Raw genomic sequence first — 26,275 nt, 5'->3', positions numbered from 1 at the left:
CTCAGGCGTTTTTTCGTTTTAAGACACTTTGACATTCCTCAGACAAATCGATGTGAAATTGAACGGTATATTCATGTTTCGTTCATGTTCAGCGCAATAATATGAACCCATAGATTGAAAGAGAGGTCATGATTATGAATCGAATTATCGTTACTGCATTGGCACTGATTACTGGCTTTTTTACTTTGGTATTTAGCCTAATCATGGCGATTCCATTGACCATCGCAGCCCTAATCACTGGTAAACGTATTGAAAAACGCGTAAAGCAAATGCAACAAGAAATGCATGAAGAGTATGAATTCAATACGGGTAAGTCCGACGCGATTGAAGGCGAGTTTGAAGAAGTTCGTCGCTAACGTTTCTGAAGGTTCCACACTCCCCCTATGTTCCTGAGCAACCTTCTTTGCTGACATCCTATCTCGTTAAGAGTTAGGATGTTTTTTTGTTCGCTGTGTATAAGAAAGACAGCGTGATAGGGTTATCCCTTCTTAGCCGGCTCTTTTTGTTTAATAGCAGAATCATAGCCATCATCCCACAGCTCTCCATCGATACCAGTGTACGGGTTGGCCTCCTTTGCCTCTCCGGCAAGAAAGGCGCATCTTCCTTCATTTCGAATGTCTTCAACCTTACTTCGTATGAACACAGACGAGTCAGGGTCTACTTTATTCATGTACGCTCGAAACAAAACTGCGCAGCCGATGATAAAGAGAAGCACACCAAAGAACCCGATAAAACTGTTACCAGTTAAGAATATCCAGGCGACTAAGAGTAAGCCAATCAATAGTATGGCAGGAGTCAAGCCAAGTGTTTTTTTCACTTTTCTCTCACTTAAATCAAGATCTTGTTTCAACCCATTTGTGCGGGGGATAAGGAAAATCCATTTGTTCGAACAAGTTATCTAGGTGTTATATGCGACCAAATTAGTCGCCATGTTAAATACACTAGTTGAATGATGATTCTAGCTAGAGACTTCACTGTCAGAGTAGGGAATCTCACCAATAATACCTGATTTATGAACCAAGGTAACATTTATTGATAATAATCTTTTTAACTATGTAGCATGTCAAATGAATGCGAATAATTCATAAAAAAATCAAACTAATTAAACAAAAAAAGCAGCCAACTTAGGCTGCTTTTGAGAAACTGAATGATGATCAAATCGTCACAACCACTCGCACTGCCAGTAGCATTAAAACGATACCGGATAATCGGTCAATCAGTACCGCTTTTGAGCGAATACGGTCCACAACACGCGAGTTAGACAATACCAATGTGATGAAGGTGTACCACAAGCCATCAACAACAAACGGTGTCGCGACGATGATCATTTGGTTACTTAGATCGTTACCTAGCGCTACAAATTGACTGAACAGTGCGATGAAGAACAGCGCAATTTTCGGGCTTAGAATTGAAATAAGGAAGCCTTCTCGCGCCGATTGTAAAACCGTCGTTTCTTCACCGGATTCTAACTTCGCCGCAACCCCACCTTTTGAGCGCAGTGCATTGAAGCCAAGATACGCCAAGTAAGCTGCACCAGCCAAGCTAATAGTCTTAAATAGCAATGGGCTTTGTTGCAGCACTACCGCCAAACCTATCAAGGTAATAAACGCATAAATACCGATACCAAACGCGTGCGCCCATGCGGTAGCCAAACCATTCACTCGACCACCAGCCAACGAGTGCTTAGCGACAATCGCTAAACTCGGACCTGGGGACATCGCCCCTAATAAACACACGGTAAAAAGTGATAACCAAACTGTTAGTGTCATAAGAATCTCCCCTCTTTGACGCTAATCTATCAACGGAGCAGGTATAATTAGAAATCAAAGTTTTTCATACTAGCTATGATTTCAGATCATAAGCAGTAGATACGCACATTAACGAATGGAATACTCTGAGATTTGCATGACCGAGCGAATCTCCTCTCGCACCCATTTATGCGCCGGATCCGTATCGTACTTTGGATGCCACATTAACCAATACTGATGAGTAGGGGTTTCGAGTGGCAACGCTTTGTGGGCTAAATCCCAATGCTTCGCGAGATTCACAGCAATATGCTCGGGTACCACCATCAGATGCTCACTTGAGACTAAGCGATTGATAGCAGCAGAAAAGAAAGGCACCTTGAAGGTAACGTGGCGTGTATAACCCAGCTCTCTCAATGCCAAGTCAGTATAGGAATCTTTGTCCCCTCCACCGTTCACTTTGATGTGAGAATACGAAATTAAATCTTCGACACTAATATGGTCTTGCTTGGCTAACGGGTGGGAGGCCTTCATCAAACACACGGACGAGTCCTCACCAATCTTCACACTGGATACACCTTTAGGCTGTTCTGGATAAATTGAAGACGCAATATGAATACCTGTCTCATGAAGTTTATCAAGAAAGTCTGGTTGCCAAAGTCGATACGCCATATCCAGCTGAGGAGCAAAACTACTCAAGTGCGAAGCAATGTCAGGGAGTACATATTGCGCGACATAGTCACTCGATGCTAATACTAACTCTCCTTTCCAATCCCCGGGTTCAAAAGGCTTGTCATCGAGAAGGTGATCGAATTCCGCCAATAAGTCGTCCAACTTCTCTTTTAGAAGTAGCGCTCTTGGCGTGGGAATCAATTGGTTACCCTGCCGAACCAATAAAGGGTCGCCGCATAATTCGCGTAACTGCGCTAGTTGACGACTGACCGCGGATTGAGTGATGTGCAAACGCTCCGCGGTTCTGCTCACATGGCACTCTTCAAGCAATACATGCAAAGAGCGCAGCAGATTCAGGTTAATGTTATTCAGCACATTCAACCCATTGTGTGCGCCAATCTGCGGCGGCGTAATCTTCCGGCCAATATTCCACTTGTTTGCAAATCAGCCCATCACGGATGCTGTGAAAAGTAATCACTCTATCTGAGCGAACGCCATCACTCACAATCACATCGGTGACTACTTGATCATCTTCTCCCACAATACGTTCAATCGTAAAGGTCCACTTACCTTCTGCTGGATAGGCTGAGTTCAGTTCGGCAAAGTTCTTTCTGCCGCGAATGACTTCTTTGGTCAATGGCCAAATCACTTCACAATCAGGCGAAAGACACTCTGCTGCCGCATAGAAATCATTGCTTGCCATTACGTTCCAGAAATTGAGGACGATGTCTTTCTCGGTCATTTTACAAACTTGCTCCCTGTGGTATTGAAAAACTCCGTTAACACGGTATGTGTCATCACATTACGAAGCTCTGGATAACTTTGGATATAGTCTCGAATCTCATTCAAACGGGCGATATTCGGTACTTCAACAAACAGCATCATATCGGTTTCACCACTAATGGCATGACACCATTTCACACCGTCGATTTTGTAAAGATCTTTGGCGTAATTATCGCAGTGATGGCTCGATGCCGACGTATCAAACTTTAGTGCCATATAAGCACAAATCGTCGACTCTTCAGATGTTGCAATATCGGCATGATAGCCGAGGATCACTCGATCATTTTCGAGCTTTTTGATTCGCGCTGTCACTGCTGAACGTGACAAGCTGACTTGCTCTGAAATCTCCGTAATAGAGAGGCGGGCATTCTGCCGCAATAGGTCTATGATCTGACGATCAAATTTGTCCATAACATCACCACGCTTTCCTTAATCTTGTCATTCTACCCAAATACAACTTATTGAAAACCGACAATTTGCGCTTTCTAAACAAAACAACCGTCATTTTGACGGTCGACAACATCATTTTGATAGGGAGAACTTAGATATGCTTGTCGCATCACCTACATAGACGTTTAGAGGTCGTCATGGAACAACTCAAAAAAGACATCACGCTGATCTCAGGCATTGGGCAACTCTCCACCACGTTAATGGGAACGGGTTTATTTATGATTCCAGCCATTGCCGCTGGTATCGCTGGGCACTTTTCCCTTTGGGCTTGGATAATCTTATTCGTCGCGATTTGTCCTATTGCGCTTACTTTTGCTCAATTGGGTAAGCGCTATCCCAGTGCGGGCGGCACAGCGTTTTTTGTTCGCAAAGCGTTTAACAGTAAACTGGAAAGCAGCGTAGCGTGGCTGTTTGTCAGCGTCATTCCTGTTGGTGTACCTGCTGCTGTCGCACTTGCAGCCGGCTTTCTACAACAGTTAATACCAGAGCCACTGAGTAACCATCTTTTCGCACAAATTCTTACGGTGGCTCTGTTAATCATCGTCAACCTACTTGGCACAAAATCATCGGGTCGCTTACAAACCGTCATTGCACTGAGCATTTTTGCTTTGGTTGGTGCATTTTTATGGAAAGGTGATGTTGGCCCCGCCGATCTCACCATGCCTACCATCACAATGGATTCAACTTGGTCAATTGCGACAGCATTAGGCGTCATGTTTTGGTGCTTTGTTGGAATAGAAGCCTTTGCGCATATGGGGGAGGAATTTAAGAAGCCACAACGTGATTTCCCAATTGCGATTATCGTTGGCTGCTTTGTCGCAGGCCTCACCTATTGGGCCTGCTCTGTCGTGATACTCAAATTTGGCGCTTACGGCAGTGCTGAGTTCGACAATGCCTCGATTCCTTGGTTGAGTGCGTATCTATTTGGTGATCATGCGAAATGGCTTATTAGTGTTATCGGTTTCTCAGCGTGTTTCGCGAGTGTGAATCTCTACACTCAAAGTTTGGCTCGAATGGTGTGGGCCCAAGCAAGGGAGCACAAACCAACTAGCGCTATCGCAAGAGTTTCAGTTCGAGGCGTACCAGCGAATGCCACGTTAATCGTCGGCGCTATATTGCTTGCTTCTTGTGTTATTGGGTCGCTATCAGGGCTAGATTTGGAGTTCTTCCTAAAGCTCGCCAACGGCATCTTTGTGCTGGTCTATCTATTGGCAATGCTTGCGGCCTACAAACTGCTCAAAGGTTGGGGAAAGATCCTCGCAGGATTTTCTCTCGTGTTGTGCACCGCAGTATTCATTTGTTTGGGTTGGTCTATGCTGTACGCCGTTACTATTTTTGCAGTGCTCTCCCTACCATGGAAACAGTGGCGAAAAAAGAACACTCGCCGAGTGACTGATTAAGGCTTAGCGTAGTTATTCAAACAACTCAGAAAGCTGTTCAACCAGAGCATCAATCTCACTTAATGCGACATTGCCATAACCCAATACCGCTCCTTGCCAATTTCGCGCTTTAAAATCTGAATGTTCATAAAAACTCAATGGACGCAGCACTATCCCTTTGGATTTAGCTCGTTGCGTCCATTCATGCTCATCAACCCCTTGCAACCACTTTAAAGTGATATGGAGACCAGCAGCCTGACTGATCACCTTAACTCTATCGCCAAAGTGCTTTTCAACAGCCAAACACATCTGCTCATGCTTAGTTTTGTACAATCGGCGCATTTTGCGGATATGACGAATTAACCCACCTTCAGTAATAAAATCAGCCAACGCCTCTTGGGTGTGCGTTGGCGAATCACCGGTTAACGCATCCTTAACCACCAAGCATTGCTCAACTATACGTTCAGGTACCACAAGATAGCCAAGGCGTATTCCATTAAACATCACTTTACTGAACGAGCCCACATACAGTACGCGATCATCTCGCCCCATTTGAGCCGCTAGCCCTTGTAAGCTCGTATATGGACGATGGGCAAACTGAAATTCACTGTCGTAATCGTCTTCGATAACCCAACGTGATTGCTCGACCGCCCAGTTGATAATCTTCCCTCGCTGCTCGGTATTAAGCGTAGTTCCCATCGGATACTGATTGCTTGGTGTGATATATAGAGCATCGGCATCGCTGCTGGTTACCGCTTCCACATCAAAGCCGAGTTTTTCTCGTACCAATAGAGGCTCAAATTGATATTGCTGAAACTGAATTAGCTTCCGCATTTGCGCGTAACCCGGTTGCTCCATCAAAACCTTATCACCTTGTTTTAGAGCTACCATCGTCGCGATTGACAACGCTTGCTGTGCCCCAGAAGTAATAATGATGCGCTCTGGGGAGCAATTTACTGAACGGCTTGATGCAAGGTAGTCAGCTAAAGCACAACGTAATGCCCAGCTGCCCTGAATATCTTGGTTCCCTAGCAAACTGGTACGGGAAAGATGACGAGCAAGTAACTTTTGCCACTGCGCCATAGGAAAAGCTTCTAAATCAGGCACACCCGGAGCAAATGCGCGGTTGATGTCAAAGTTGGTTTTCGGTGATGAGTCCGTTTTGATTGAACTGGGTTCAGGTAGATACTGTTCCGGCAGTTCTACAGCAACATAAAAGCCAGAGCCTTTTTGACTGTTCAAGTACCCTTCCGCCACTAACTGCTCGTAGGCTGCAATCACGGTATTCCTACTGAGTTCAAGCTCTTGTGATAGCTTTCGTGTAGACGGCAATTTCCCATTCTTCGCCCACAGCCCTTGAACAATCTTCTCGCGGATAGCAAAAAACAACGCTTGCTGACGCGTTCCATCACTTTCTTTTAAATGCAGGTCGCCGATATCAATCAAAGACAAACTGGATCCATCCGTTAGTTAAAACTGGCTCTCTTTAAGCTACCAGTTAAACGCTACATTGCAATCAAAGATTGAGAAGTAAGTGCTCGTCCCTGTGAGCAAAAAGGAGAGAAAATGTTATCCAATACCAATAGAACGGAAATTAAGAAAGGCGCGCATAAAGCCATCTCTGATGTCGACAAACTGCACGCCATCATAGATGAAAGCCTTATCGCTCATATTGCGATAACCAACGAGTCTGGCCCTGTAGTCATCCCCATGCTGGCTTGGCGTGTAGATGATTACGTGTATATTCATGGTGCCAACAACAGTCGATTACTGCGCTCACTCAAACAAGGAGTGCAAACATGCCTAACCTTTACCTTGTTTGATGGCTGGGTACTGGCTCGAAGCGCGTTTCATCATAGCGCACATTATCGTAGCACTGTTGTCTTTGGCCAGTTTGAGATGGTGGCGGATAACCAAGAGAAAGACAGATTACTGAATCACTTTATTGAACAAATCGCTCCGGGAAGAACAAAAGACATCCGCTTGAGCAATGAGAAAGAACTCAAAGCAACCATGCTACTGCGTATACCACTAACGGAAGCATCAGTGAAAATCAGCAATTTTGGTGTAAACGACGATGCACAAGACATGGACATTCCAGTTTGGGCTGGTGTCTTGCCGTACCGAACTGTTGTAGGCCCGCTGCAAGCTTGTGAAGATTTTTATGAAGGCATTAAAGAGCCAGACTACCGTCGTGCCTACCCTAATCGCTGGCAGGAATAAGCACGGTAAACAACGCGCCTCCTAAGTGGCTTTCGCCGACTGACAGCTCCCAGCCTAGTTGTCTCGCAGCACTGGACGCAATGGCGAGTCCCAAGCCAAAACCTTTGACATCCGCGTTACGGCTTTTATCTAAACGAGAAAACGGAATGAATACCTTTTCACGCATCTCTTTAGGAACCCCTGGGCCATCATCTTCAATATCGACGATCCAGAAGTGCTCTACCGACCGGATCGTCACTTCCACACAAGACTCGCCATAGCGTTTTGCGTTCTGCAGTAGATTATCAAGAACCAAATTACCCAACGTTGGTTGCAGATGGATGGACTGGTAAGCCAGAGCATTCTCAACAGTAAGCTTCGCTGACTCTAACCCACGATAATTCATGCGGCTTTTACACCAAAGCGGCAGTTCAATGGTTTCAACAGAATCGGCTAACGAATGGTTATTCACGCTCAAGCGGGAAAGCATTACGATGTCAGACGTTAAATCCGTCACCACATCCACATATCTTTCAATGTCATCGTGCAGTTCAGCTTGCATTTCACCTTTCGTACGCCTTGCCAAGTCGGTAGCTAGCTGGATTCGACTTAGTGGCGTTCGAACTTCATGAGGGATAGCCTGAGTGAAAATGTGTGTTTGGCGCACTTGCCTTTCAATGTCCTCCGACATGTTGTTGAAGCCATTAGCAAGCTCTCGGACCGGAGAAGAGAAGTGCTTTAAATCCACACGAGTGCTGAGCTCACCGGAGCCAAATTGCTGCTGTGCTGACGTCAATTGTTGAATCTGGCGATCAAGTCTACGCACCGGAACATAAACCATGACACCCAAGCTGCATATTATGGTGAGTAACAAGCTGAACACAAAGATGCTTTCTGAGTCTTCATCCCAATCAATATCTGGACTAAAAAAATCTCGCTTTTCTTTAAATACCAGACTTTCTGATGAGTTTGGGAGTGGAAAAACCGCAGCGTAGATATTGCCATCGATCAAGTACACGGGCACACCTTGCATACGATAAAGCAATTCGCAGTCCAAACAAGGAGGCGAACCGTCCCAGTTATTAAGAAGAGTCAGGTCGAAGATGAAAAAATCCTGTTTGCCTGTTCTCGTTAACTGCTTGTAGAGTGAGTTAGGCGTCCCGCGTTGTTCAGTATACTGATCGACAAAATACGTACCATCACTCAAGAAGATGCCAACTTCAGTTTTGCGCATAAACTCGTCACCCATAGTAAAAAACAAGGCGACGGTCACGGCAAGGCCCGTTACCAATCCAACATAGAGCCGAGTAAACAGAGAGAACATCCGCTATTTCCCCGTTAACATGTATCCACGATTACGCACGGTCTTAATGGTAGCGGTGTGAATAAGGGCTTTTGAGAATTTTTTCCTCAAAGAAGAGACTCGCATATCAATTGAACGGTCAGTAATGCAGTATTCAATGCCACGCGCAAGGCGGCAGCAGGACTCTCGAGAAACGGGTTTATCGACATTGAGCATTAATAGCTCCAATATTTCGAATTCAGAATCAGTGAGATCGATATCTTGCTCTAAGTAATAAGCTTTAGAGCGACGGGTGCATAAGTCGATGCCATAACGGCTCAGCTCTGTCTTTTCAGCCGTATCTATTTGGCGACGGTAGCGGCGTAAAGAGGCCTCAATACGAGCGAGGAGGATATTGCCCTTAATTGGTTTAGTTAGGTAATCATCAGCACCAAATTTAAATAGGCTAACTTCACTCATCTCATCATCAGTGGCCGTCAACACAATGATGATCCCATGATAAAACGCCCTAGCCTCTTGGCATATCTCTGCACCATTTTTGCCTGGGAGCATCAAATCCAATAACACCAGATCAGGCTGCAATTCTTTGATAGCATCGAGTGCATTAAGACCATTGTCGACCACAGTAACTAGGTAACCTTCGGCCTCTAGGTACATTTTGGTTAATCGAGCAATCTCTGAATCATCCTCTACGAGCAAAATTTTATTACCGACCATAATCCATTCACTCTACCTATAAAACAGAAGCAGTATATCGCTCGTTTTGTTCCATGCAACCCGTATAAACCGAACCTCTAGCGACAGAAAGTGCTTACAAACACTTACAAACCATACATTTATAAAAAAGCGCTCTCTACAAAAGACCTGTAAAAGAATAAAAAACCAATTTATAAACACAAGTTAAGATTTAATATCATCAATTAAACCAACTACAAAATATAAATCCCCTACCATTTTAGTTTTTTCGAATTAAAAACCTTACAACAAATCATCAACAGTAATTATGACTACAATTGCTCATGTAGACAGAAAATACTCTTGCAAATAAATTCCTCAGCGAACCTTCAGCCCGTGAGTATTGCAAAGATGAAATTCGCTCAATTAACGCCTCTGGCTTTACTTTGTACAGTAAGCCTAACTGCCTGCGGTGGCAGTGACTCAAATTCAAAGTCACCAACAACCACGCTGCCTCCCAAATCAGCTCCAACATTGAAAACCGTGACGATCCCTAGCGTCGTTTCCAAAAAGTTTCCAGCCAAGCTGCAAGTGGCTGCTGATGCTGGCTTTACCCACTACCTTGAAGTCTCCCTTTCGCAAGACGGGAACAATGCGTCATTCCACATTATCGCGATGGATGACGGGGCGAATGATGAAAAAATATTTCGTGCCGCCAAAATCGTTCAGCACCTACTCACAAACCAGCCAAATTCGAAGTATGGTGCCGACAAATCTAGTATCGCAAAGACACTAGCCGAGCGTGATGCAACATTAATGCTGACAGAAAACGACGACCAGAATGACGAAATGCTCACCAAAATTTTCGTCAGTGAGTTGCTTCGTCAAGATAAATTGGACGACGCGATTGCAGATTCTGGCTTACCACAATCCTTTGATACCAGCTCATTAGAAAACTTTATTGCAACCATGATGGTGCTTAATGAAGACGACATGGACACGCTTATCGAGTCCATTGCATTAACATTGATGAGCAGCGGGGATACACCAAACTGGTTGATGAACAGCCAATCCTTGATGTACCGCGAACTGACCGTTGAAGGCGATTGTCACTACATGAGTAACTTTGCCGATTACTGTGCCAATCTGGGTGAACATGCCGACCGAGATGCCGCTTTTGAAGAGATTCTACATTTGGTCCAAGCGCAAGGCATTGCTCCTAACGCATCGACTTCCTCATTACAAAAAGCCATTCAAGCGCATGCTCTGAGCATTTATAACGACATCCAATCAGGTAAGCCTACGGTGTGGCGCCCAACCCAGAGTGACTGGGAAGATTGGGAGTCTGACGACTTCGATCCAGAACGCGTTAAGCTAACAGGCCCTTCTTACTCTCACGAATATTTTGCTGCTGCTTTTGAAGCTTACATGGGCGTTGCAAAAGCAAACGGGCATGGTTTAGATGGCTACCAAGCGTTAACACGTGAAGAAATGCAAACCCAAGATCCACAAGCGATTGATTGGGTTGGCGGTTTGTTCCACGACTACCTGCAATACACCGCAAGCATCGACTCTGCAGGCGTCAAACTCTACACAGAAAAAACGAATCCAGGCTCGGTTCCTACCTTCCGCATGGCACCAAACAAACATGGTTTAGTAGAAGCCTACACCTACAAGTCTCAATGGCTGACAAAAGTGAAGATCGTTGGCGACGACGAGATGAATGTCATCGGTAATGACCAAGACAACACATTTGAAGGCAACCATAAAAACAACAGTATTTATGGTGAGGGAGGCGTCAACACTTACATCGTGCGACACAAACTTGCGGAATGTATCGTTATCAAAGCGAAGAACGTCTCTGTTGAGTGCCCCAATACAGGCATTGACGAGTTGTACGACATTCAGAACATCCAGTTCACCGATCAAACTCTAGATGTAACCAAGCTATAAACAATGAAAAACATGAAGAAACTTACTCTACTCGCTCCCCTATTCCTTGTTGGTTGTGGTGGCCTTGCTGTCATGGATCGTACTGATGCAGTAAAAGCGCAACCAGAAATGTTGGTGAAAACCGACGGCAACTTTTGGGGATTCGGTGCGGATGGCCATTTTGATTTTGCTGGCAAGTACAAAGGCAAATATTCGCGCAGTGCTTCAAACTCAAGCTGGTTCAATCGTATCTCATTCAAAGAAGGGGCAATGGGCGCAGAAGTGACTCGTATAGACAGCGGTGAAACTTGGCTCCTAAACTGCACCGGCGGCGGCATGTCGGTAAACTACATGGGCGTTGATTTTGGTGGCAACGATCCATACACCTGCGACATCACTCAAGATGGTAAGAAAGTCGGTGAATTTGCTATGGAACCGAAATCTGCGCTGATCGACATCAGCCTTGAGAAAAAAGAAACGGGCGTAGTTCGCATTGGCAATACCCATTTCAATGTAGAAACCGTTCACACGAGCCCTGATTCGATGATGGCGGTAGACATTCCATTGGGTTACAGCTTTAAGCAAGGTACTCAAGAGGTTGCGGCAGTGCAGACGAATGGCACAATCGCAGTGCAAATGTTGCCCGAGCTTAACGATAAGCAAAAAGACGTGGTTGCCATTGGCGCTGTGGCTAGTGCACTGAGCTGGCGTCCTGAAGAGTAAGCGTTAACACTCCCAAAAATTTCAAAGCCCTCATTTGAGGGCTTTTATTTGCTGGCAGCACTGGTCATCACAAAGATTATTTTTCCAATCGAGCCGCGTATTGTTTGGGAGTTAAGCCGCGATGTTTTTTGAACATACGATTAAAACTCGCGACATTGGTATATCCGAGACGCTCCGCAATCTCCTCTATACTGACATGTTTGATCAATAAACCGGCTGCAACGTTACTTAATACATAGCCAGATACCGTAGAGAAATTAAGTCCTAGCTTGTGCAAACGTCGCTGGAACTGTTGCTCTGAAAGCCCAAGTAAAGATGAGACACGCTCCAATGTCGGCAATCCATAATGGCTACTGTAACTCACTACTTCATAAATCACTTTAAGCTCATCCTCTGGATCGGGCATATTGAGCAAATCATCCAAATCTGAAAAGCTCATCGCTAGACGGCTTTCTTCACGATGGCTTACTTGACGCGAAGCGAGGCGGTCATCTCCTGGGATCCAGATTTCTGTTTTTGGCTGACTCCACTCAACCTCACAGCCAAAGTACTCTTCGTATGGTTTGCCATTTTTCCTAGAACCAGAAATCATCACACGTAATGGCTTATAATCTTGCCCCAAAAATTCACGCAAAATCTTGGTCATGAATATCGCGCAGCGAATACTGTCATGTACTTTGACCGAAGTCTCCACAAATGGGTTGTGGTAAGTCCATTTGATGATCTTGCCTGATTGCTCACCCGCTAAAAAAGCACCTGACTGAAGGTTACTTACGCCATAATTCACGCGTCGAATGGTACTAGCGAGATCATTACCCGAGTATAACCAACGTCCGACCGGACCAAGCTTTTGCAGCTCAATGCCACGGCTTAAACTTAACACTACATCTGGGTCATCAGTCAGTTGTTCAATACGTCGATACCACTCCGAAACTGCCTTCAAAGGTATCAATGTCATCGGGTTGTGAAACACTGATGCAGGGATGCCAAGCTCTTCGGATCTCAAATTATACTTAGATAACGCGAGGTTATGCATATTTAAAATACCCATCGCGCGAATAAATCGAACCGTTTTCATAACCAATCACATCAAATTTAATCTTCTAGTGATTGAATTTGTCACAAACCCTCACCTATTTCAATTCCAAATCACAATACGCCAACAGTTTGATAGAGGAGTGTTTAATGAGTTTACTGAGTGTCCCATTTGTCGGAACAGGCGCAGATACAGCGTTACATGTTGTCGCTGCCGTCGTTTTAATCGCGAGTGTCGCTGGCGCGTGTTACGGCTTTTGGAAAATCCATGAGTTGCCAATTAATAAGGCGCACAGCAAAGACCATCATCAGATAGGGCTCATTACCGCCCTCACCTGGATAGGATTTGTCTGGCACTGGGTATGGGTGCTAGCCGTGATCTTTGCATTCGTTGATATGGAAAAAGCCATCATCAATCTGCGTGATACATGGAAAAGTAAACCGCAAACAGAAACACAGCCACAAGAGGAGGCATAATGTTAGAAGGTTTAGCGGTATGGGCACTCTTCATCTATCTGCTCCGTTTAGTCGGCATGCCTTGGAACAAAGCAACCAAATCGTTCGCTTACCTAGGCGACTTAGGTTGGTTAATGTTCGTCTGGGTAGGCCTCATCAACTTCACGCCGATGGATCTATCCGGCGGCTCAGTGGTGCAGTCACCACACATCCAGTTGCGTCCAGATTCAACCAATGTGAAAGGCAAAGTTGACCATATTTATATCAAGCCGAATCAACAAATTGAAAAAGGTCAGCTCATTTACGAACTCGACCCAACGCAATATGAGATCGCATTGAACCAAGCAAATGTGTCGGCAGATTCTGCTCGAGTCGCACTGGCAACAGCACAAGGTGATATCGAGATTGAAGAAGCAAACCATCAAGCACTGGTGCAAGATCTAGAAACATCAAAAAGCCAATTGGAAGCGGCGAAAGTTGACTATAAATTGCAGAAAAAGATGCTGGATCGTTACGTTGAACAAAACCGCGTGGTCCAAAACACCATTACGGCAAGCGACATCGACAAACAATCGAGTGCGGTTGATATGGCACGCCACAACGTGTTAACTCTTGAATCTCAAATCAAGAAGAAACAAGTCGATATCTCACGTGCAAAACTGGCGATTCATAAAGCTGAGCTCGCGGTTGAAACCAAACAGGCTGAACTGCGCCAAGCAGAGGAGCAAATTGCAAAAGCACAATGGGATTTGAACAGCACCAAAGTGCACGCACCAGCAGATGGCTTTGTGACCAACTTTATCCTGCGTGAAGGTCAGCGTGTATCGATGATGCCGCGTATCAACATGTACACTAACGAGAAGTACGTTCTGATGCGAGTGAATCACCAAGCGATTCGTAACATCAAACCAGGTCAACCTGCGGAATTCTCTTCTTCGGTTTACCCTGGCAAGATCTTCTCTGCAACAGTAGAGGGCATTGTTGAAGCGACCGGTGAATCACAAGGCAACCTACTTGGTCTGGATGATTCCGTTCGCGCTACAACCGGTAAGAACTTACAGAACAAACACCACTTTGTTCGCCTTAAGATTGATGAGCCAGAAGGCTACGATATCCCTGTCGGCTCAGTTGGCCTAGCATGGGTCAGCGGCGAGAAACCAATTGGTTTCCTAGCGTTCTTGGATGTGATTCGTGGCATCATCATCCGAATGAAGTCGCAACTGTACTTCTTCTACTCTATCTAAACTCCCAAACCGCCAGTTCCGCTGGCGGTTTTCTTTTCATTTGTATCCAAGCACGCAGTTTTCCCGTATAACAAATAGTTAGTAAATAACGGAGAAAATTCATGTCGGCAAAGGAAAGAAGCCTACCCACCCATCGCATCTCAAGATTCAGCAAGTTCGCTTCCCTTGCAACCCGAGTCGCAGGCAACGTGATTGCTGAAGGCACCAAACAAATCGCTAAAGGCAATAAACCCAAAGCGAAAGACCTGTTGCTAACGCCGCAAAACATTGCGCGTTTAACAGACCAACTGGCCCACTTGCGCGGTGCAGCGATGAAGCTTGGTCAAATGCTCTCTATGGATGCTGGCGATGTTTTGGAACCAGAACTCGCTGATATTCTCTCGCGACTTCGCTCAAACGCAGATCCTATGCCAGCAAAACAACTCAACGCAGTAATGGAAAACGCGCTAGGAACGAATTGGAAAACTGAGTTCCTCTCCTTTAACTTCAAGCCAATAGCCAGCGCTTCCATTGGTCAAGTTCACCAAGCCTACAGTGATGCAGGTGATAACCTCGCGGTGAAAGTGCAGTATCCGGGAGTAAGGAAAAGTATCGACAGTGACGTCGATAACGTGGGGACTCTGCTCAAAGTCGTTGGCTTGATTCCCGAATCTGTTGATTACAAAGGACTATTGGAAGAAGCTAAAAAGCAACTGCATGATGAAGCTGATTACGCACGAGAAGCGCACTTTGCCATTCGTTATCATGACCGTTTGAAGGAGCACCCTCATTTTGTGGTGCCCAAGATTCACACCGAAAGCAGCTCAGACTCCGTTCTCGCGATGGAATTCATCGATGGTAGCCCGATTGAGCAAATCGAACATTATGACCAAGATACGCGAGATTTTGTCATGCACAGCCTGCTCGAATTGCTATTCCGAGAGCTGTTCGAATTCAAGATGGTGCAAACCGACCCCAACTTTGCCAACTACTTGTATATCGAGAACACCCGTCAAATCGGCTTGTTAGATTTCGGCGCGACTCGCGAATACAGCGAACAATTTAGCACTGGTTATCGCCAAGCTTTTGCATCGGTTGTCAACGACGACGAGCAAGGCTTGAACAATGCGCTTGAGCAGATTGGATTTTTCAGCAAGACCATTATGCCTGCACAGCGCCAAGCGATTCTTGATCTCGTCAAAATGGCGTGTGAACCTATGCTGGTTGATGAGCCTTATGACTTCAAAGCCAGTGGCTTAGCTCAGAAACTCCGCGAGGCCGGCACCATTTTAAGCATGGAACAAGACTACTGGCACACGCCACCAGCAGATGCCCTATTCCTGCACAGAAAAATAGGCGGAATGTACTTGCTGGCAGCTCGCATTGGTGCAAAAGTGAACATTCGCCAATTGGTCTCACCGTACCTACAGATTATTGACGAATAGACTATTGTTTTTCTGCCACTTTCGAGTACCTTGAGCAGCTGCCTATAAGAATAATCTGACTGTCGGGGTGCTCGGTGAGTAAGTTTCAAGACCTCTCCACTCTAATCGAACAAATTGTCCAAGCAGACGAAGCGGATCAAGTTACCGCTTTGAATGATTCTATCGAATGTGGTCTCGAACCCGGTGCCGTGGCACTGATACTCGAGGCTTTCCCGATCGATGAACGTGTACGCTTGTGGCGCGCATTACCTATGGAATTGCACATCGATGTGCTGACTGAAATGCGTGCTGAAGTACGTCTTTCCATCATCGAAGCACTTTCTGAAGTTGAGCTGAAGCTGACCTTAGCCAAGCTGGATAACTTATCGCTGATTGAATGGGCTGACTCGCTGCCTGAAGAGTTCATTAATGAAGCGTTAGAGCTGATTGAGAAAGATGAACTCGATCTCTACGACCAAGCAAACGAATATGAAGACGAAGAACTCGGTCGATGGGCTGAACGAAAAATCATCACTCTCCCTTTTAATATTACCGTTGGTAAAGCTCGACGCTTGATGGAGCGTTACAGTTACGATACACCGCAGCAAGTGTATCTGATCAATCGTAAAAAGCAGTTTCGTGGCGCAGTGAACTATTATGAAATCTTACGTAGTGAAGCGGACGTTCGTCTCAAAACCCTTGCGATTGATACCGTCACCGTACTCGACAGTAAAATGGAACTGTCTGAAGCCGTAGAGGCACTTGAGCACAGCCCTCTCCCTGCTTTGCCAGTTACCGATGCAGATCAAACCTTGATCGGGGAAGTGGATTGGCAATTCGCACTCAGCACTCAACGTGAAATCTACGAAGCACGTTTGATGGCTGGTACGGGTATGGATGAAGGTGATGACTTGTTCGCGCCAATTCTAAAGAGCTCACAAAAGCGTGGCGTTTGGCTGGGCATTAACTTGCTGACTGCAATTCTAGCATCGGTGACGATTGGCTTGTTTGAAGATGTGATTTCACAAGTGGTCGCTCTTGCTGTTCTGATGCCGATTGTGGCTTCTATGGGGGGGGATTGCAGGTAGCCAAACACTGACGCTGATGGTTCGTGCCATGGCATTAAACCAAATTACCCCTGGTAACCGTTTTGCCCTACTCAAAAATGAATTGGGTATCGGCTCTCTTAACGCTTTGCTTTGGGCGTTGATCATCGGTGGTTTAGCGGGGCTTTGGTTCCAATCTCCTGTATTGGGCGGCACCATCGCACTCGCGATCATCGTCAATATTGTTACCGCGGCCTTATTTGGTGTGCTGATCCCAATTGTTCTTGATAAGCTCAAACTCGATCCAGCACTTGCGGGCTCGGTGATTCTGACTACGGTAACTGATGTCGTTGGCTTCTTTGCTTTCTTGGGCACGGCGAGCTTAGTAATGTTGTAAAAAGAATCGCTCTAGTTAATTAATTCATCATTAGCATTATAATTACAAATTGCAAACCGCATTTGCAATTTGCAACTCACAGCAAATTTTAGGCAACCTTTATCACAGAAACCGTGTTTTTTCGGTGGTTTTAAAGTTGGCACACTAACTGCATTATCTAGTGTGACCCTTCTTAAGCCGAGGGTCACCTAGCCAACTGACGTTGTTAGTGAACTCGAATTTGTTCACAAATATATAAGCCAATCGCACAAATTGCGGTTGGCTATTTTTTTTATCTGGCCCCTTCAAATTCCTTCTCCACATCCTTACTCCCTGTTGAGCCAATTTTATTCACTCAATTTACAATCGATTACATTTGATATTTTCTTAAGTTATCTACAACAAATAGCCATCTAATAAAAATTGAACACCATAAACACCAAAATAACCATTAAATAAATGACTTTGCGTTCAACTTATGAGCAATCGTTACTATCAAGCTCAAAAAAAACGTTTGCTAAGCATTATGAAAATCCATTGAATCGCTATTTTATAAACAAACCACAAAAATATGACGAGATAAAAGAAAGCCACCAATGACACCGATTTCATTACACATTACTGGTCAGATTAGCCGTCAAGTTCCAAACTTTTTTTATTTTTCTGAAAAACCATAACCACATGTTTTTAAAGGACTATAAAAAGACAAAGCTAGAGGTAAACGTTTAAGTGACAAAAAACTCATTGACTATGAGAGTTACATCACCATAATACGCGCCGTTTGCCCAAAAATTGGGATCTACAATTTGTTTTAATTTTTCTTTGCGGAGGTAAAAATGGCTGCGGACAATAACTACAGTCTTGGACCGGTTCCTAACACTGCCAGAAAAGGCGTGGCATCATTAACCATGGTTATGTTGGGGCTCACTTTCTTCTCCGCAAGCATGTGGACGGGCGGCTCGCTCGGTACCGGACTTTCTTTTGATGATTTCTTCCTCGCTGTTCTCATTGGTAACCTAATCCTCGGCATCTACACTTCTTTTCTTGGTTACATCGGCGCTTCTACTGGTCTCTCTACTCACCTCCTTGCTCGTTTCTCTTTTGGCTCTAAAGGCTCTTGGCTTCCTTCCGCTCTTCTTGGCGGCACACAAGTTGGTTGGTTTGGTGTTGGCGTGGCGATGTTTGCTATTCCAGTAAACAAAGCGACAGGCATCGATACAAACACGCTTATCATCATTTCTGGTCTATTAATGACTGCGACGGTTTACTTCGGTATCTCTGCGCTTATGGTGCTATCTGCGATTGCAGTTCCAGCAATTGCGTTACTCGGTGGATACTCGGTAGTAGAAGCGGTAAACAGCGTGGGTGGTGTGGCTGAACTACAAAAAGTACAACCAGCACAACCTATCGACTTTTCAGTGGCACTAGCAATGGTCGTTGGCTCATTCGTCAGCGCGGGGACCCTGACTGCGGACTTCGTACGATTCGGCAAAAAGCCCAAAGGGGCAGTAATGGTCACTATGGTAGCGTTCTTTATCGGTAACTCACTGATGTTCATCTTCGGCGCAGCAGGCGCTGCGGTAACTGGCCAATCAGACATTTCAGAAGTGATGATCGCTCAAGGTCTTCTAATCCCAGCTATCATCGTGCTTGGTTTGAACATTTGGACAACCAACGACAATGCGCTTTACGCATCGGGCCTAGGTTTCTCAAACATCACTGGTTTGCCAAGCAAATACATCTCTATGGCGAACGGTTTAGTCGGTACATTGTGTGCACTATGGTTGTACAATAACTTTGTAGGCTGGTTAACTTTCCTATCGCTTGCAATTCCACCAATTGGCGGTGTAATCATTGCGGACTTCTTCATGAACCGTAAGCGTTACACAAATTTCGCAGCAGCAGAGTTCCAAACGGTTAACTGGGCTGGCATTATCGCAGTGGCGATTGGTGTTGCAGCTGGTCACTTCCTTCCGGGAGTGGTACCTGTAAACGCAGTACTGGGCGGCACAATCAGCTACCTGATTCTAAATCCTATTCTTAATAAAAAGACACTGGCACAACAGCCAGCGTAAGGAACCATCATGACAACACTATTGATCAAGAACGCAACGCTTAAGGGACAGGAAGGTCTCCAGCAAATTTTGATTGAGGATGGCCAATTCAAGCGTATTGAAGACAATAATGTAGAACTAAATTACACAGGTGATGTTCTTGATGCGGAGGGCGGCATGGCTGTCGCACCTTTCTGTGAGCCGCATATTCACCTAGACACTACCCAAACCGCCGGTGAGCCGAGCTGGAACATCTCCGGTACGCTTTTCGAAGGTATCGAGCGTTGGGCTGAGCGCAAAGAGACGCTGTCGATTGAAGACGTGAAATCACGCGCTAAGCAAACTCTGAAATGGCAAATTGCAAACGGCGTACAACACGTTCGTACCCACGTTGACGTTTCTGACCCTACCCTTATTGCTCTAAAAGCAATGGTAGAAGTTCGTGAAGAAATGAAAGAGTGGGTAGACATTCAAATCGTTGCGTTTCCGCAAGAAGGCATTCTGTCTTACCCGAATGGTAAAGAGCTTCTAGAAGAGGCGGTTCAGCTGGGTGCTGACGTTATTGGTGCAATCCCTCACTTTGAATTCACTCGTGAGTACGGCATCGAGTCTCTGCACTACGTTTTCGAGCTGGCGCAAAAATACGACCGTTTGATCGACGTGCACTGTGATGAGATCGATGACGAGCAATCACGCTTTGTTGAAACGCTTGCAGCACTAGCGCATAAGTTCAACATGGGCCACAAGGTAACCGCAAGCCATACAACAGCGATGGGCTCTTACAACGGTGCGTACGCATCTCGCCTATTCCGTTTGCTGCGCATGTCTGGTATCAACTTCGTTGCAAACCCATTGGTCAACATCCACCTTCAAGGCCGTTTTGATGATTATCCTAAACGCCGTGGTGTGACTCGCGTAAAAGAAATGCTGAATGCAAACATCAACGTATGTTTTGGTCACGATGATGTATTTGACCCTTGGTATCCACTAGGTACTGCAAACATGCTACAAGTACTGCATATGGGTCTGCATGTGTGTCAGGTGATGGGTTACGATCAAATCAACAACTCGCTTGATCTGATCAGCACGAATTCAGCACGCACACTGAACATTCAAGACAAGCACGGCATTGAAGCAGGTAAGCCAGGTAGCTTATTGATTCTTCCTGCGGAAAATGGTTTTGATGCAGTTCGTCGTCAGGTGCCAGTTCGTTACTCTGTTCGTCACGGTAAAGTGATTGCAGAAACACAACCAGCGACAACACACATTCACCTTGGTGAACAAGAGCAAGTGACCTACAAACGCTAATCACTGAGCTTCAAGCACAAAAAAAAGGGTCTGACTTACATCAGACCCTTTTTTTATTTTTTCAAGCGCTGCGTTAGCTGTCTACGGCAACTAATGACATTCCTAAGCAACGAGGGAGTATTGCCTAAGTAAACAACCTTGCCATCTTCATCGATGATCGCAGGCACAACCTTTAAGCCTTTCATGTCTGCGCCGTATTCCACCAACTTACGCTCTAGCTCATATAAATCCTGCATGCTTCGGACTCAATTTATAATTATTTAATTTCGCGTGAATGCTATCCCTCTGAAGGGGGAATAATATTGATCTATATCACAAAATGTTGATCCAACTTATGCTTACTCAAAGTTGAGACACAGACATGGGCCGTTTGCGATACGTAAGGCGAGGAATAACCCCTATTTGTGAAACGCTTTCAAAGAAAGCTTCACAATACAGACAATTTTCGTAATAAATATTTGCACTAACTCTCAACAAATACTAAAGTTAGGAGGTTAGTTGAGCTTTTAAATAAAAATCTTCAAATCGCCCAAACTCAGATTTACCACTAACAACGTCAAAATTAGTGCTTATAAAATAAAGAATAAAACAAAAAACAGGGTCAACAGCAATGTTGACCCTTCTCTTTACCTATCCACAACCGAGCTCCACACAGAAAATGTGAGCCTTTCAGTAAATAAAAGAACCTACTGATAACTGCTGGTTATCAGCGAGATAAGTGGATTCCTAATCAAACAGCGTTCAATAATAGCTCCGAACCAAACATCTCGGAGTAAACACATGAACCCTTTCAACAAAACAATATTGGTCGCAGCGCTATCTCTTCCCCTACTTGCAGGATGCGTGACTCCGGGAGAAGACGACCCAAATGCGTTAACAAAACAAGGCGCCGCTGGTGGCGCGCTACTGGGCCTTACTATGGGGGCTCTAACGGGTGATGCTGACTTAGCTCTAAAGGGAGCGATTGCCGGTGGTGTCACTGGTGGTGTAGCAGGTGCGAGTGCTGACATTCACAACAACCGTGAAAATATCCGACACGACAGCCGCAATGAAGCGATCGGCGGTATCAACGGAGGTCAGAACACCACAGCAACCAATGCCCCTCAGCAATGGCAAGAAATTGATAACTTTGTGGGTAATTGGAACGTTAATATTCAAAACCATAATCGCGACTTCAAAGGCTTAGACGGTTTGCAAGCGCACGGTTCTTTGGCAAAAACAACAGAAGCGCATGTAAAGGTAACTAACTCACAAGGCGTTGATCTGAATGCTGCGTTCACGTTCGATCCACAAGCGGGCTACCAACTGACGCTGACCAATGAAGCAAAAGATGTATCGGTTGCTTTTGCTGGTGAACAACAATCACAAAACCACCGCTACAACTTCTACCCGATGAACATTAACGACGTCATTTACCAAGGTATTCCTACCGGGGATGTTCGTGTAGAGCTTGGGTTCGCAGGGCCAAACGTTTGGACAATCGATAGCTACGCATACATCGACGGAGCAGAACAAAAAGTACAAACATTCCGTTTCACCAGAACTCAATAAAACGACGAGACTTTCTCGTAACGTCTCAATAACAACGTCTCATTTGGCAATTTAATAAAGGCTTAGGCATAATCTGTCTAAGTCTTTATTTTTTCAATATTATTATGCCTCAACTCAATAAGTCAGACCTCAGCAAATTTGAACCTCAGTTCCTTCAATTTATGCAGCAAGAAATGCAAACCGACGTGGCCCACGACCTGAGCCACGTCCGCCGCGTAGTGAAAACGGCTCGCCAGCTAGCAGAACAAGAAGGTGCGGATTTAGCCGTTGTCCTGCCCGCTGCCTATCTGCACGATTGCTTCACTTATCCGAAAGACCACCCAAATCGCAAACAAAGCTCCACGATTGCAGCTACCAAAGCGATTTCGTTTCTAGAAAGCATCAACTACCCTGCTCAGTACCATGATGCCATCGCCCACGCGATCGAATCCCACAGCTTTAGTGCCAACATTACGCCAAACACTTTAGAAGCTCAGGTTGTCCAAGATGCCGATCGTTTAGATGCGCTTGGCGCAATTGGTGTGACACGTTGCATTCAAGTGAGCACGTTATTTGATGCCGCTTTGTATAACGAACAGGACATGTTTGCAGAGCATCGAGAATTGGAAGATAAACGCTTTACCATCGATCATTTCCAAACCAAACTGTTTAAAATTGTTGAGACAATGAACACCAAAGCAGCGTATGAAGAAGGTCGAAAACGTAAAGCATTTATGGGGTCTTACCTCGAACAGCTACGCCAAGAAGTAGAAGGTTAATATGTCGGAAAGCCACGACCTAATTAAAGAGCTCAAACGCCAGCTCAAACTGTCTGGTTTGCATTACGTCGATGTCGCACAGCATTTGGAGTTAAGCGAGGGCTCTGTAAAGCGCTTATTGGCAGAAGGCAGTCAAATTAGCCTCGATCGATTGGAGCGTATCTGTCAACTCATTGGTTTGGAGATGGCTGAGCTATTTAAGCTGGCTGCGGCACACAACAAAGGACTGGAGTCACTGACATTAGCGCAAGAAAAGCAACTGGTCGATGATAAGGGCCTACTGCTTGTCGCTGTCTGTGTAGTCAATGGCTATCGCTTCGAACAGATCATTGAACAGTACACCTTTGATGAGTTAGAGCTGATACAAAAGCTCGCCCAACTCGACCGCCTCAATATTATTGACCTGCTACCTGGCAATAAGATTCGTCTACGTATTTCCCCGACTTTTCGTTGGCATACCGGCGGCCCTATTCAGCGTTTCTTCCAACAACAAGTTCAAGACGCCTTTTTCCAAAGCCATTTCTCTGCCGAAGGTGAAAAGCTGGTGATGGCAACAGGCCTCATGAGCTTGCCAACCAATAAGAAGATGCAGCAGAAGCTACAAAAGGTCATTGATGAATTTTATCAGGTCTGCCAAAGCGACGATTCACTGGACATGAAAGAGAAGCACGGTACCTCTCTGGTGATAGCGATGCGTCGTTGGACATTCCCGCTGTTTAACCCTTGGGAACGTAAATAGGAAGAACTGATGCTCGATAAACTCAAAAGCCTATCGATCAAGGCAAGACCTATTCTCCCTTTGTTCGTACTCATTGCGTTTGGTGGTTTTGCGGTGTTCATTGCCACGCTCTTGCAACTTTCTGATGTAGTTAAAGAGTCTCATCTTATTCCGAGTGGCGTAACGGCGTTGTGGGCGCTTGCCGCTTGGGTGATGATCTCGAGCTTTCAACATGTTCCAGAACTTACGCCGAGCCTCGGTTTTTTCAAACGAATGAAAGCTCGCTTGGTGCGTCTGTTCTTTTATTTGGTGACATTAGGCTTTATTGGACTCTCTGGTTTTATTCTATTTGTCACATTGCGAATGCTAAGCGTCTGGTTCCGACACTGAGCTCATCTCGTAACGTATAAAGCACCAATCCGTTCAATATCACAAGTTAATGAAACCAAAAGTATCGTAAAGTGTTACTTTTGGTTTCTCATAACGTAACTCTTTTCTTTACGCTGGTTTCCTAAAGCTCAGCCATTAAAGTGCTCCCATCTCAACGCGATTTTGTCCCTACGGAGCCAGCATGTTTCTTACTAAACGATTCTTCCCCTATTTCGTTACTCAGTGCCTTGGTGCACTGAACGACAATATCTACAAAAATGTTCTCTTGCTGATGGTGACCTACAGCCAAATTGATTCACTACCAATGTCGGTTGATCTTTTTGTTAACCTTGCGGCTGGCTTATTTATTCTTCCCTTCTTTCTGTTTTCAGCTCACGCTGGTGCGATTGCCGACAACATGGACAAAGCCAAATTAATCCGCCGCTTAAAACTTATTGAATTGGTGATCATGAGTTTTGCTGCGACGGCTATCATGACGCAGAGTGCTATCCTGATGCTGATTTTACTCTTCCTGACTGGCACACAGTCGGCTTACTTCGGCCCTGTGAAATACGCTCTACTTCCTCAAGCGCTAAAATCGGATGAACTAGTGAAAGGTAATGCTTGGGTTGAGATTGGGACTTTCCTCTCTATCCTGATTGGTACATTAAGCGCAGGTATTCTGCTTGCGGTTCCAAACGGCATGATTATCGCCTCTTGCATTGTGATTACGCTTTCACTTCTGGGCTTTTTAAGCAGCGCTAACATCCCTGCTCTGCCAAGTAAGAAAAGTGACAAAGTAAAATTCGAACCTATTACTGGTTTGAAGAAAACACTCAAACTGGCACAAAAACAACGCGGTATTTGGATGTCTATTCTAGCGATCAGTTGGTTCTGGTTTATGGGTGCGACTTACCTAACTCAATTCCCGAACTTCGCTCGCGAACACCTATTTGCAGATAGCACTGTGGTTTCTCTGCTGTTAGCTCTATTCTCAGTTGGAATCGCGACAGGTTCATGGTTGTGTGAAAAGCTGTCTTTCAATCAAGTTGAACTGGGAATTCTACCATTTGGTATTTTGGGCTTAACGATTTTCAGTGCCGACCTTTTATGGGCAGTACCTGCAATCGAATCTTTCCCAAGTCAGTATTACGATGTACAAAGCTTTGTTGCTCAATCTTCGCATATTAGGGTGATGATCGACTTGTTCTTGGTAGGTGTGAGCGGAGGCGTATTTATTGTTCCCCTTTATGCGTTTATCCAGTCGCGTTCAGAAGAAGGCGAATGTGCTCAATCTATTGCGGCAAACAACATCATGAACGCACTGTTTATGGTCGCTTCCGCTACTGTTTCTATCTTGGTGTTAAGTGTTTTAGAGTTCTCTATTGTTGAGCTATTTGCGATTTTGGCCGTCGGTAACTTCGTCGTGGCCATCTACGTTTACCGTCAAGTACCTGAGTTTACTCAGCGCTTTATTAGCTACTTGCTAAGCCACTGCCTGTACCGAGTTTCGGTAACCGGTCGTCAGCATATCCCGGAGCAAGGCGCTGCCCTGATTGTGGCAAACCATGTAAGCTATGCGGACGCTTTGATTCTAATGGGTACATCAACCCGCCCTGTTCGATTCGTGATGGACAAGTCAATCAGTGAGCTGCCGGTTCTTAAACACGTTTTTCGTCATGCTGGCGTTATCCCAATCTGCTCTCCACGCAAATGTGCAGAGACTTACAAAAGAGCTTTCGAACAGATTGAGCAAGCTCTTAATAACGATGAAGTAGTTTGTATCTTCCCTGAAGGACGTTTGACCTCAAATGGTGAACTAGGCGAGTTCAGACCCGGTGTTGAGAAGATTTTAAAGCGAACACCTGTACCCGTGATTCCAATGGCGTTGAAGGGCTTATGGGGCTCTTTCTTCAGCCACAAAAATGGACACGCGTTAACGAAGCGCCCGACTCGCTTTTGGTCTCGTATCGAAGTCAATATTGGTGAGCTATTACAACCAACCATGTTAGATCGCCATTTGTTACAAAAAGAAGTGCAAGATTTGCTAATTCGCTGACAGTACTCTGGCGGAGAATTTAGTAGGATAAAAT

General features: G+C 45.3%; 25 protein-coding genes and 1 pseudogene. 16 read left to right on the top strand and 10 right to left on the bottom strand.

Features of this window, described 5'->3' with window-relative positions; genetic code table 11:
* Positions 1-134 precede the first annotated feature (134 nt).
* Positions 135-356, top strand: a complete 222-nt coding sequence (locus KHO06_RS19925) for a hypothetical protein (protein WP_005442428.1) — start codon at positions 135-137, stop codon at positions 354-356.
* A gap of 122 nt (positions 357-478) precedes the next feature.
* Here KHO06_RS19925 and KHO06_RS26605 read toward each other — a convergent pair whose 3' ends face one another.
* The 5 genes from KHO06_RS26605 to KHO06_RS19900 all read right to left on the bottom strand — a co-directional run bounded on the left by KHO06_RS26605 (position 479) and on the right by KHO06_RS19900 (position 3,611).
* Positions 479-817: a hypothetical protein gene (locus KHO06_RS26605; RefSeq protein ID WP_230624557.1), complete on the bottom strand. Its 339-nt coding sequence runs from the start codon at positions 815-817 to the stop codon at positions 479-481.
* Between the two features lie 337 nt (positions 818-1,154).
* Positions 1,155-1,769, bottom strand: a complete 615-nt coding sequence (locus KHO06_RS19915; RefSeq protein WP_005433441.1) for a LysE family translocator — start codon at positions 1,767-1,769, stop codon at positions 1,155-1,157.
* 108 nt (positions 1,770-1,877) lie between these two features.
* Positions 1,878-2,792: a LysR family transcriptional regulator gene (locus KHO06_RS19910; RefSeq protein WP_005433503.1), complete on the bottom strand. Its 915-nt coding sequence runs from the start codon at positions 2,790-2,792 to the stop codon at positions 1,878-1,880.
* Positions 2,782-3,159 carry a nuclear transport factor 2 family protein gene (locus tag KHO06_RS19905; RefSeq protein ID WP_077201891.1) on the bottom strand — a complete coding sequence of 126 codons (378 nt, stop codon included), beginning with the start codon at positions 3,157-3,159 and terminating at the stop codon, positions 2,782-2,784. Before KHO06_RS19905 ends, KHO06_RS19910 begins: the two co-directional genes overlap by 11 nt.
* Positions 3,156-3,611 (bottom strand): Lrp/AsnC family transcriptional regulator, encoded by a 456-nt coding sequence (locus KHO06_RS19900; protein ID WP_005433287.1) that lies wholly within the window; start codon positions 3,609-3,611, stop codon positions 3,156-3,158. The genes KHO06_RS19905 and KHO06_RS19900 overlap by 4 nt, the downstream gene beginning before the upstream one ends.
* Positions 3,612-3,787: 176 nt before the next feature.
* Here KHO06_RS19900 and yjeH point away from each other — a divergent pair, with 176 nt between their 5' ends.
* Entirely contained in the window at positions 3,788-5,050 is a 1,263-nt protein-coding gene (yjeH, locus tag KHO06_RS19895) for an L-methionine/branched-chain amino acid transporter (RefSeq protein ID WP_212583223.1), read from the top strand.
* A gap of 12 nt (positions 5,051-5,062) precedes the next feature.
* Here yjeH and KHO06_RS19890 read toward each other — a convergent pair whose 3' ends face one another.
* Positions 5,063-6,481 (bottom strand): PLP-dependent aminotransferase family protein, encoded by a 1,419-nt coding sequence (locus KHO06_RS19890; protein WP_212583222.1) that lies wholly within the window; start codon positions 6,479-6,481, stop codon positions 5,063-5,065.
* Between the two features lie 114 nt (positions 6,482-6,595).
* On the opposite strand from KHO06_RS19890, the gene KHO06_RS19885 reads away from it, so the two are divergent.
* The gene (locus KHO06_RS19885) at positions 6,596-7,252 is read left to right on the top strand and encodes a pyridoxamine 5'-phosphate oxidase family protein (protein ID WP_212583221.1); all 657 of its coding nucleotides are present in this window, start codon (positions 6,596-6,598) and stop codon (positions 7,250-7,252) included.
* Here the strand turns inward: KHO06_RS19885 and KHO06_RS19880 are convergent.
* Together KHO06_RS19880 and KHO06_RS19875 are read right to left on the bottom strand one after the other, a co-directional pair.
* Positions 7,233-8,555, bottom strand: a complete 1,323-nt coding sequence (locus KHO06_RS19880; RefSeq protein ID WP_212583220.1) for an ATP-binding protein — start codon at positions 8,553-8,555, stop codon at positions 7,233-7,235. The genes KHO06_RS19885 and KHO06_RS19880 overlap by 20 nt on opposite strands.
* A 3-nt stretch (positions 8,556-8,558) precedes the next feature.
* On the bottom strand, positions 8,559-9,251 hold the full coding sequence (locus KHO06_RS19875; RefSeq protein ID WP_212583219.1) for a response regulator transcription factor: 693 nt from the start codon (positions 9,249-9,251) through the stop codon (positions 8,559-8,561).
* Between the two features lie 369 nt (positions 9,252-9,620).
* Here KHO06_RS19875 and KHO06_RS19870 point away from each other — a divergent pair, with 369 nt between their 5' ends.
* Both KHO06_RS19870 and KHO06_RS19865 read left to right on the top strand, forming a co-directional pair.
* Positions 9,621-11,162: a hypothetical protein gene (locus tag KHO06_RS19870; protein ID WP_212583218.1), complete on the top strand. Its 1,542-nt coding sequence runs from the start codon at positions 9,621-9,623 to the stop codon at positions 11,160-11,162.
* Between the two features lie 12 nt (positions 11,163-11,174).
* Positions 11,175-11,864, top strand: coding sequence for a hypothetical protein (locus KHO06_RS19865; protein WP_212583217.1), 690 nt, complete (start codon positions 11,175-11,177; stop codon positions 11,862-11,864).
* A 76-nt stretch (positions 11,865-11,940) separates the two neighbouring features.
* On the opposite strand, the gene KHO06_RS19860 is transcribed toward KHO06_RS19865, so the two are convergent.
* Positions 11,941-12,942 (bottom strand): AraC family transcriptional regulator, encoded by a 1,002-nt coding sequence (locus tag KHO06_RS19860; protein ID WP_212583216.1) that lies wholly within the window; start codon positions 12,940-12,942, stop codon positions 11,941-11,943.
* Between the two features lie 107 nt (positions 12,943-13,049).
* Here KHO06_RS19860 and KHO06_RS19855 point away from each other — a divergent pair, with 107 nt between their 5' ends.
* The 6 genes and pseudogenes from KHO06_RS19855 to KHO06_RS19830 all read left to right on the top strand — a co-directional run bounded on the left by KHO06_RS19855 (position 13,050) and on the right by KHO06_RS19830 (position 20,786).
* On the top strand, positions 13,050-13,376 hold the full coding sequence (locus KHO06_RS19855; RefSeq protein WP_005433326.1) for an MFS transporter: 327 nt from the start codon (positions 13,050-13,052) through the stop codon (positions 13,374-13,376).
* Positions 13,376-14,599 (top strand): biotin/lipoyl-binding protein, encoded by a 1,224-nt coding sequence (locus tag KHO06_RS19850; protein ID WP_212583215.1) that lies wholly within the window; start codon positions 13,376-13,378, stop codon positions 14,597-14,599. Before KHO06_RS19855 ends, KHO06_RS19850 begins: the two co-directional genes overlap by 1 nt.
* Before the next feature lie 101 nt (positions 14,600-14,700).
* Positions 14,701-16,023, top strand: a complete 1,323-nt coding sequence (locus tag KHO06_RS19845; protein ID WP_212583214.1) for an AarF/ABC1/UbiB kinase family protein — start codon at positions 14,701-14,703, stop codon at positions 16,021-16,023.
* Between the two features lie 74 nt (positions 16,024-16,097).
* Positions 16,098-17,445, top strand: a pseudogene (locus tag KHO06_RS19840) (magnesium transporter).
* 815 nt (positions 17,446-18,260) lie between these two features.
* Positions 18,261-19,499, top strand: a complete 1,239-nt coding sequence (codB, locus tag KHO06_RS19835; protein ID WP_005433460.1) for a cytosine permease — start codon at positions 18,261-18,263, stop codon at positions 19,497-19,499.
* 9 nt (positions 19,500-19,508) lie between these two features.
* Positions 19,509-20,786, top strand: a complete 1,278-nt coding sequence (locus KHO06_RS19830; RefSeq protein WP_045370598.1) for a cytosine deaminase — start codon at positions 19,509-19,511, stop codon at positions 20,784-20,786.
* 53 nt (positions 20,787-20,839) lie between these two features.
* Here the strand turns inward: KHO06_RS19830 and KHO06_RS19825 are convergent, their stop codons facing one another.
* Positions 20,840-21,022, bottom strand: a complete 183-nt coding sequence (locus tag KHO06_RS19825; RefSeq protein ID WP_005433443.1) for a hypothetical protein — start codon at positions 21,020-21,022, stop codon at positions 20,840-20,842.
* Between the two features lie 544 nt (positions 21,023-21,566).
* Here KHO06_RS19825 and KHO06_RS19820 point away from each other — a divergent pair.
* From KHO06_RS19820 to KHO06_RS19800, 5 genes are all read left to right on the top strand, one after another.
* Entirely contained in the window at positions 21,567-22,337 is a 771-nt protein-coding gene (locus tag KHO06_RS19820) for a hypothetical protein (RefSeq protein ID WP_212583213.1), read from the top strand.
* A gap of 104 nt (positions 22,338-22,441) precedes the next feature.
* The gene (locus KHO06_RS19815; protein ID WP_212583212.1) at positions 22,442-23,095 is read left to right on the top strand and encodes an HD domain-containing protein; all 654 of its coding nucleotides are present in this window, start codon (positions 22,442-22,444) and stop codon (positions 23,093-23,095) included.
* A gap of 1 nt (position 23,096) precedes the next feature.
* Complete coding sequence (locus tag KHO06_RS19810; RefSeq protein ID WP_045370603.1) at positions 23,097-23,834, top strand: helix-turn-helix transcriptional regulator; 738 nt, start codon at positions 23,097-23,099, stop codon at positions 23,832-23,834.
* A 9-nt stretch (positions 23,835-23,843) separates the two neighbouring features.
* Entirely contained in the window at positions 23,844-24,203 is a 360-nt protein-coding gene (locus KHO06_RS19805) for a hypothetical protein (RefSeq protein WP_038889064.1), read from the top strand.
* Between the two features lie 181 nt (positions 24,204-24,384).
* Positions 24,385-26,241, top strand: a complete 1,857-nt coding sequence (locus tag KHO06_RS19800) for an MFS transporter (protein WP_212583211.1) — start codon at positions 24,385-24,387, stop codon at positions 26,239-26,241.
* Positions 26,242-26,275: the final 34 nt, after the last annotated feature.

Source organism: Vibrio sp. B1FIG11 (genome assembly GCF_905175335.1).
Taxonomy (GTDB): domain Bacteria; phylum Pseudomonadota; class Gammaproteobacteria; order Enterobacterales; family Vibrionaceae; genus Vibrio; species Vibrio campbellii.
The sequence above is the reverse complement of the archived record's forward strand: the minus strand, read 5'-3'. Positions and strand labels throughout refer to the sequence as shown.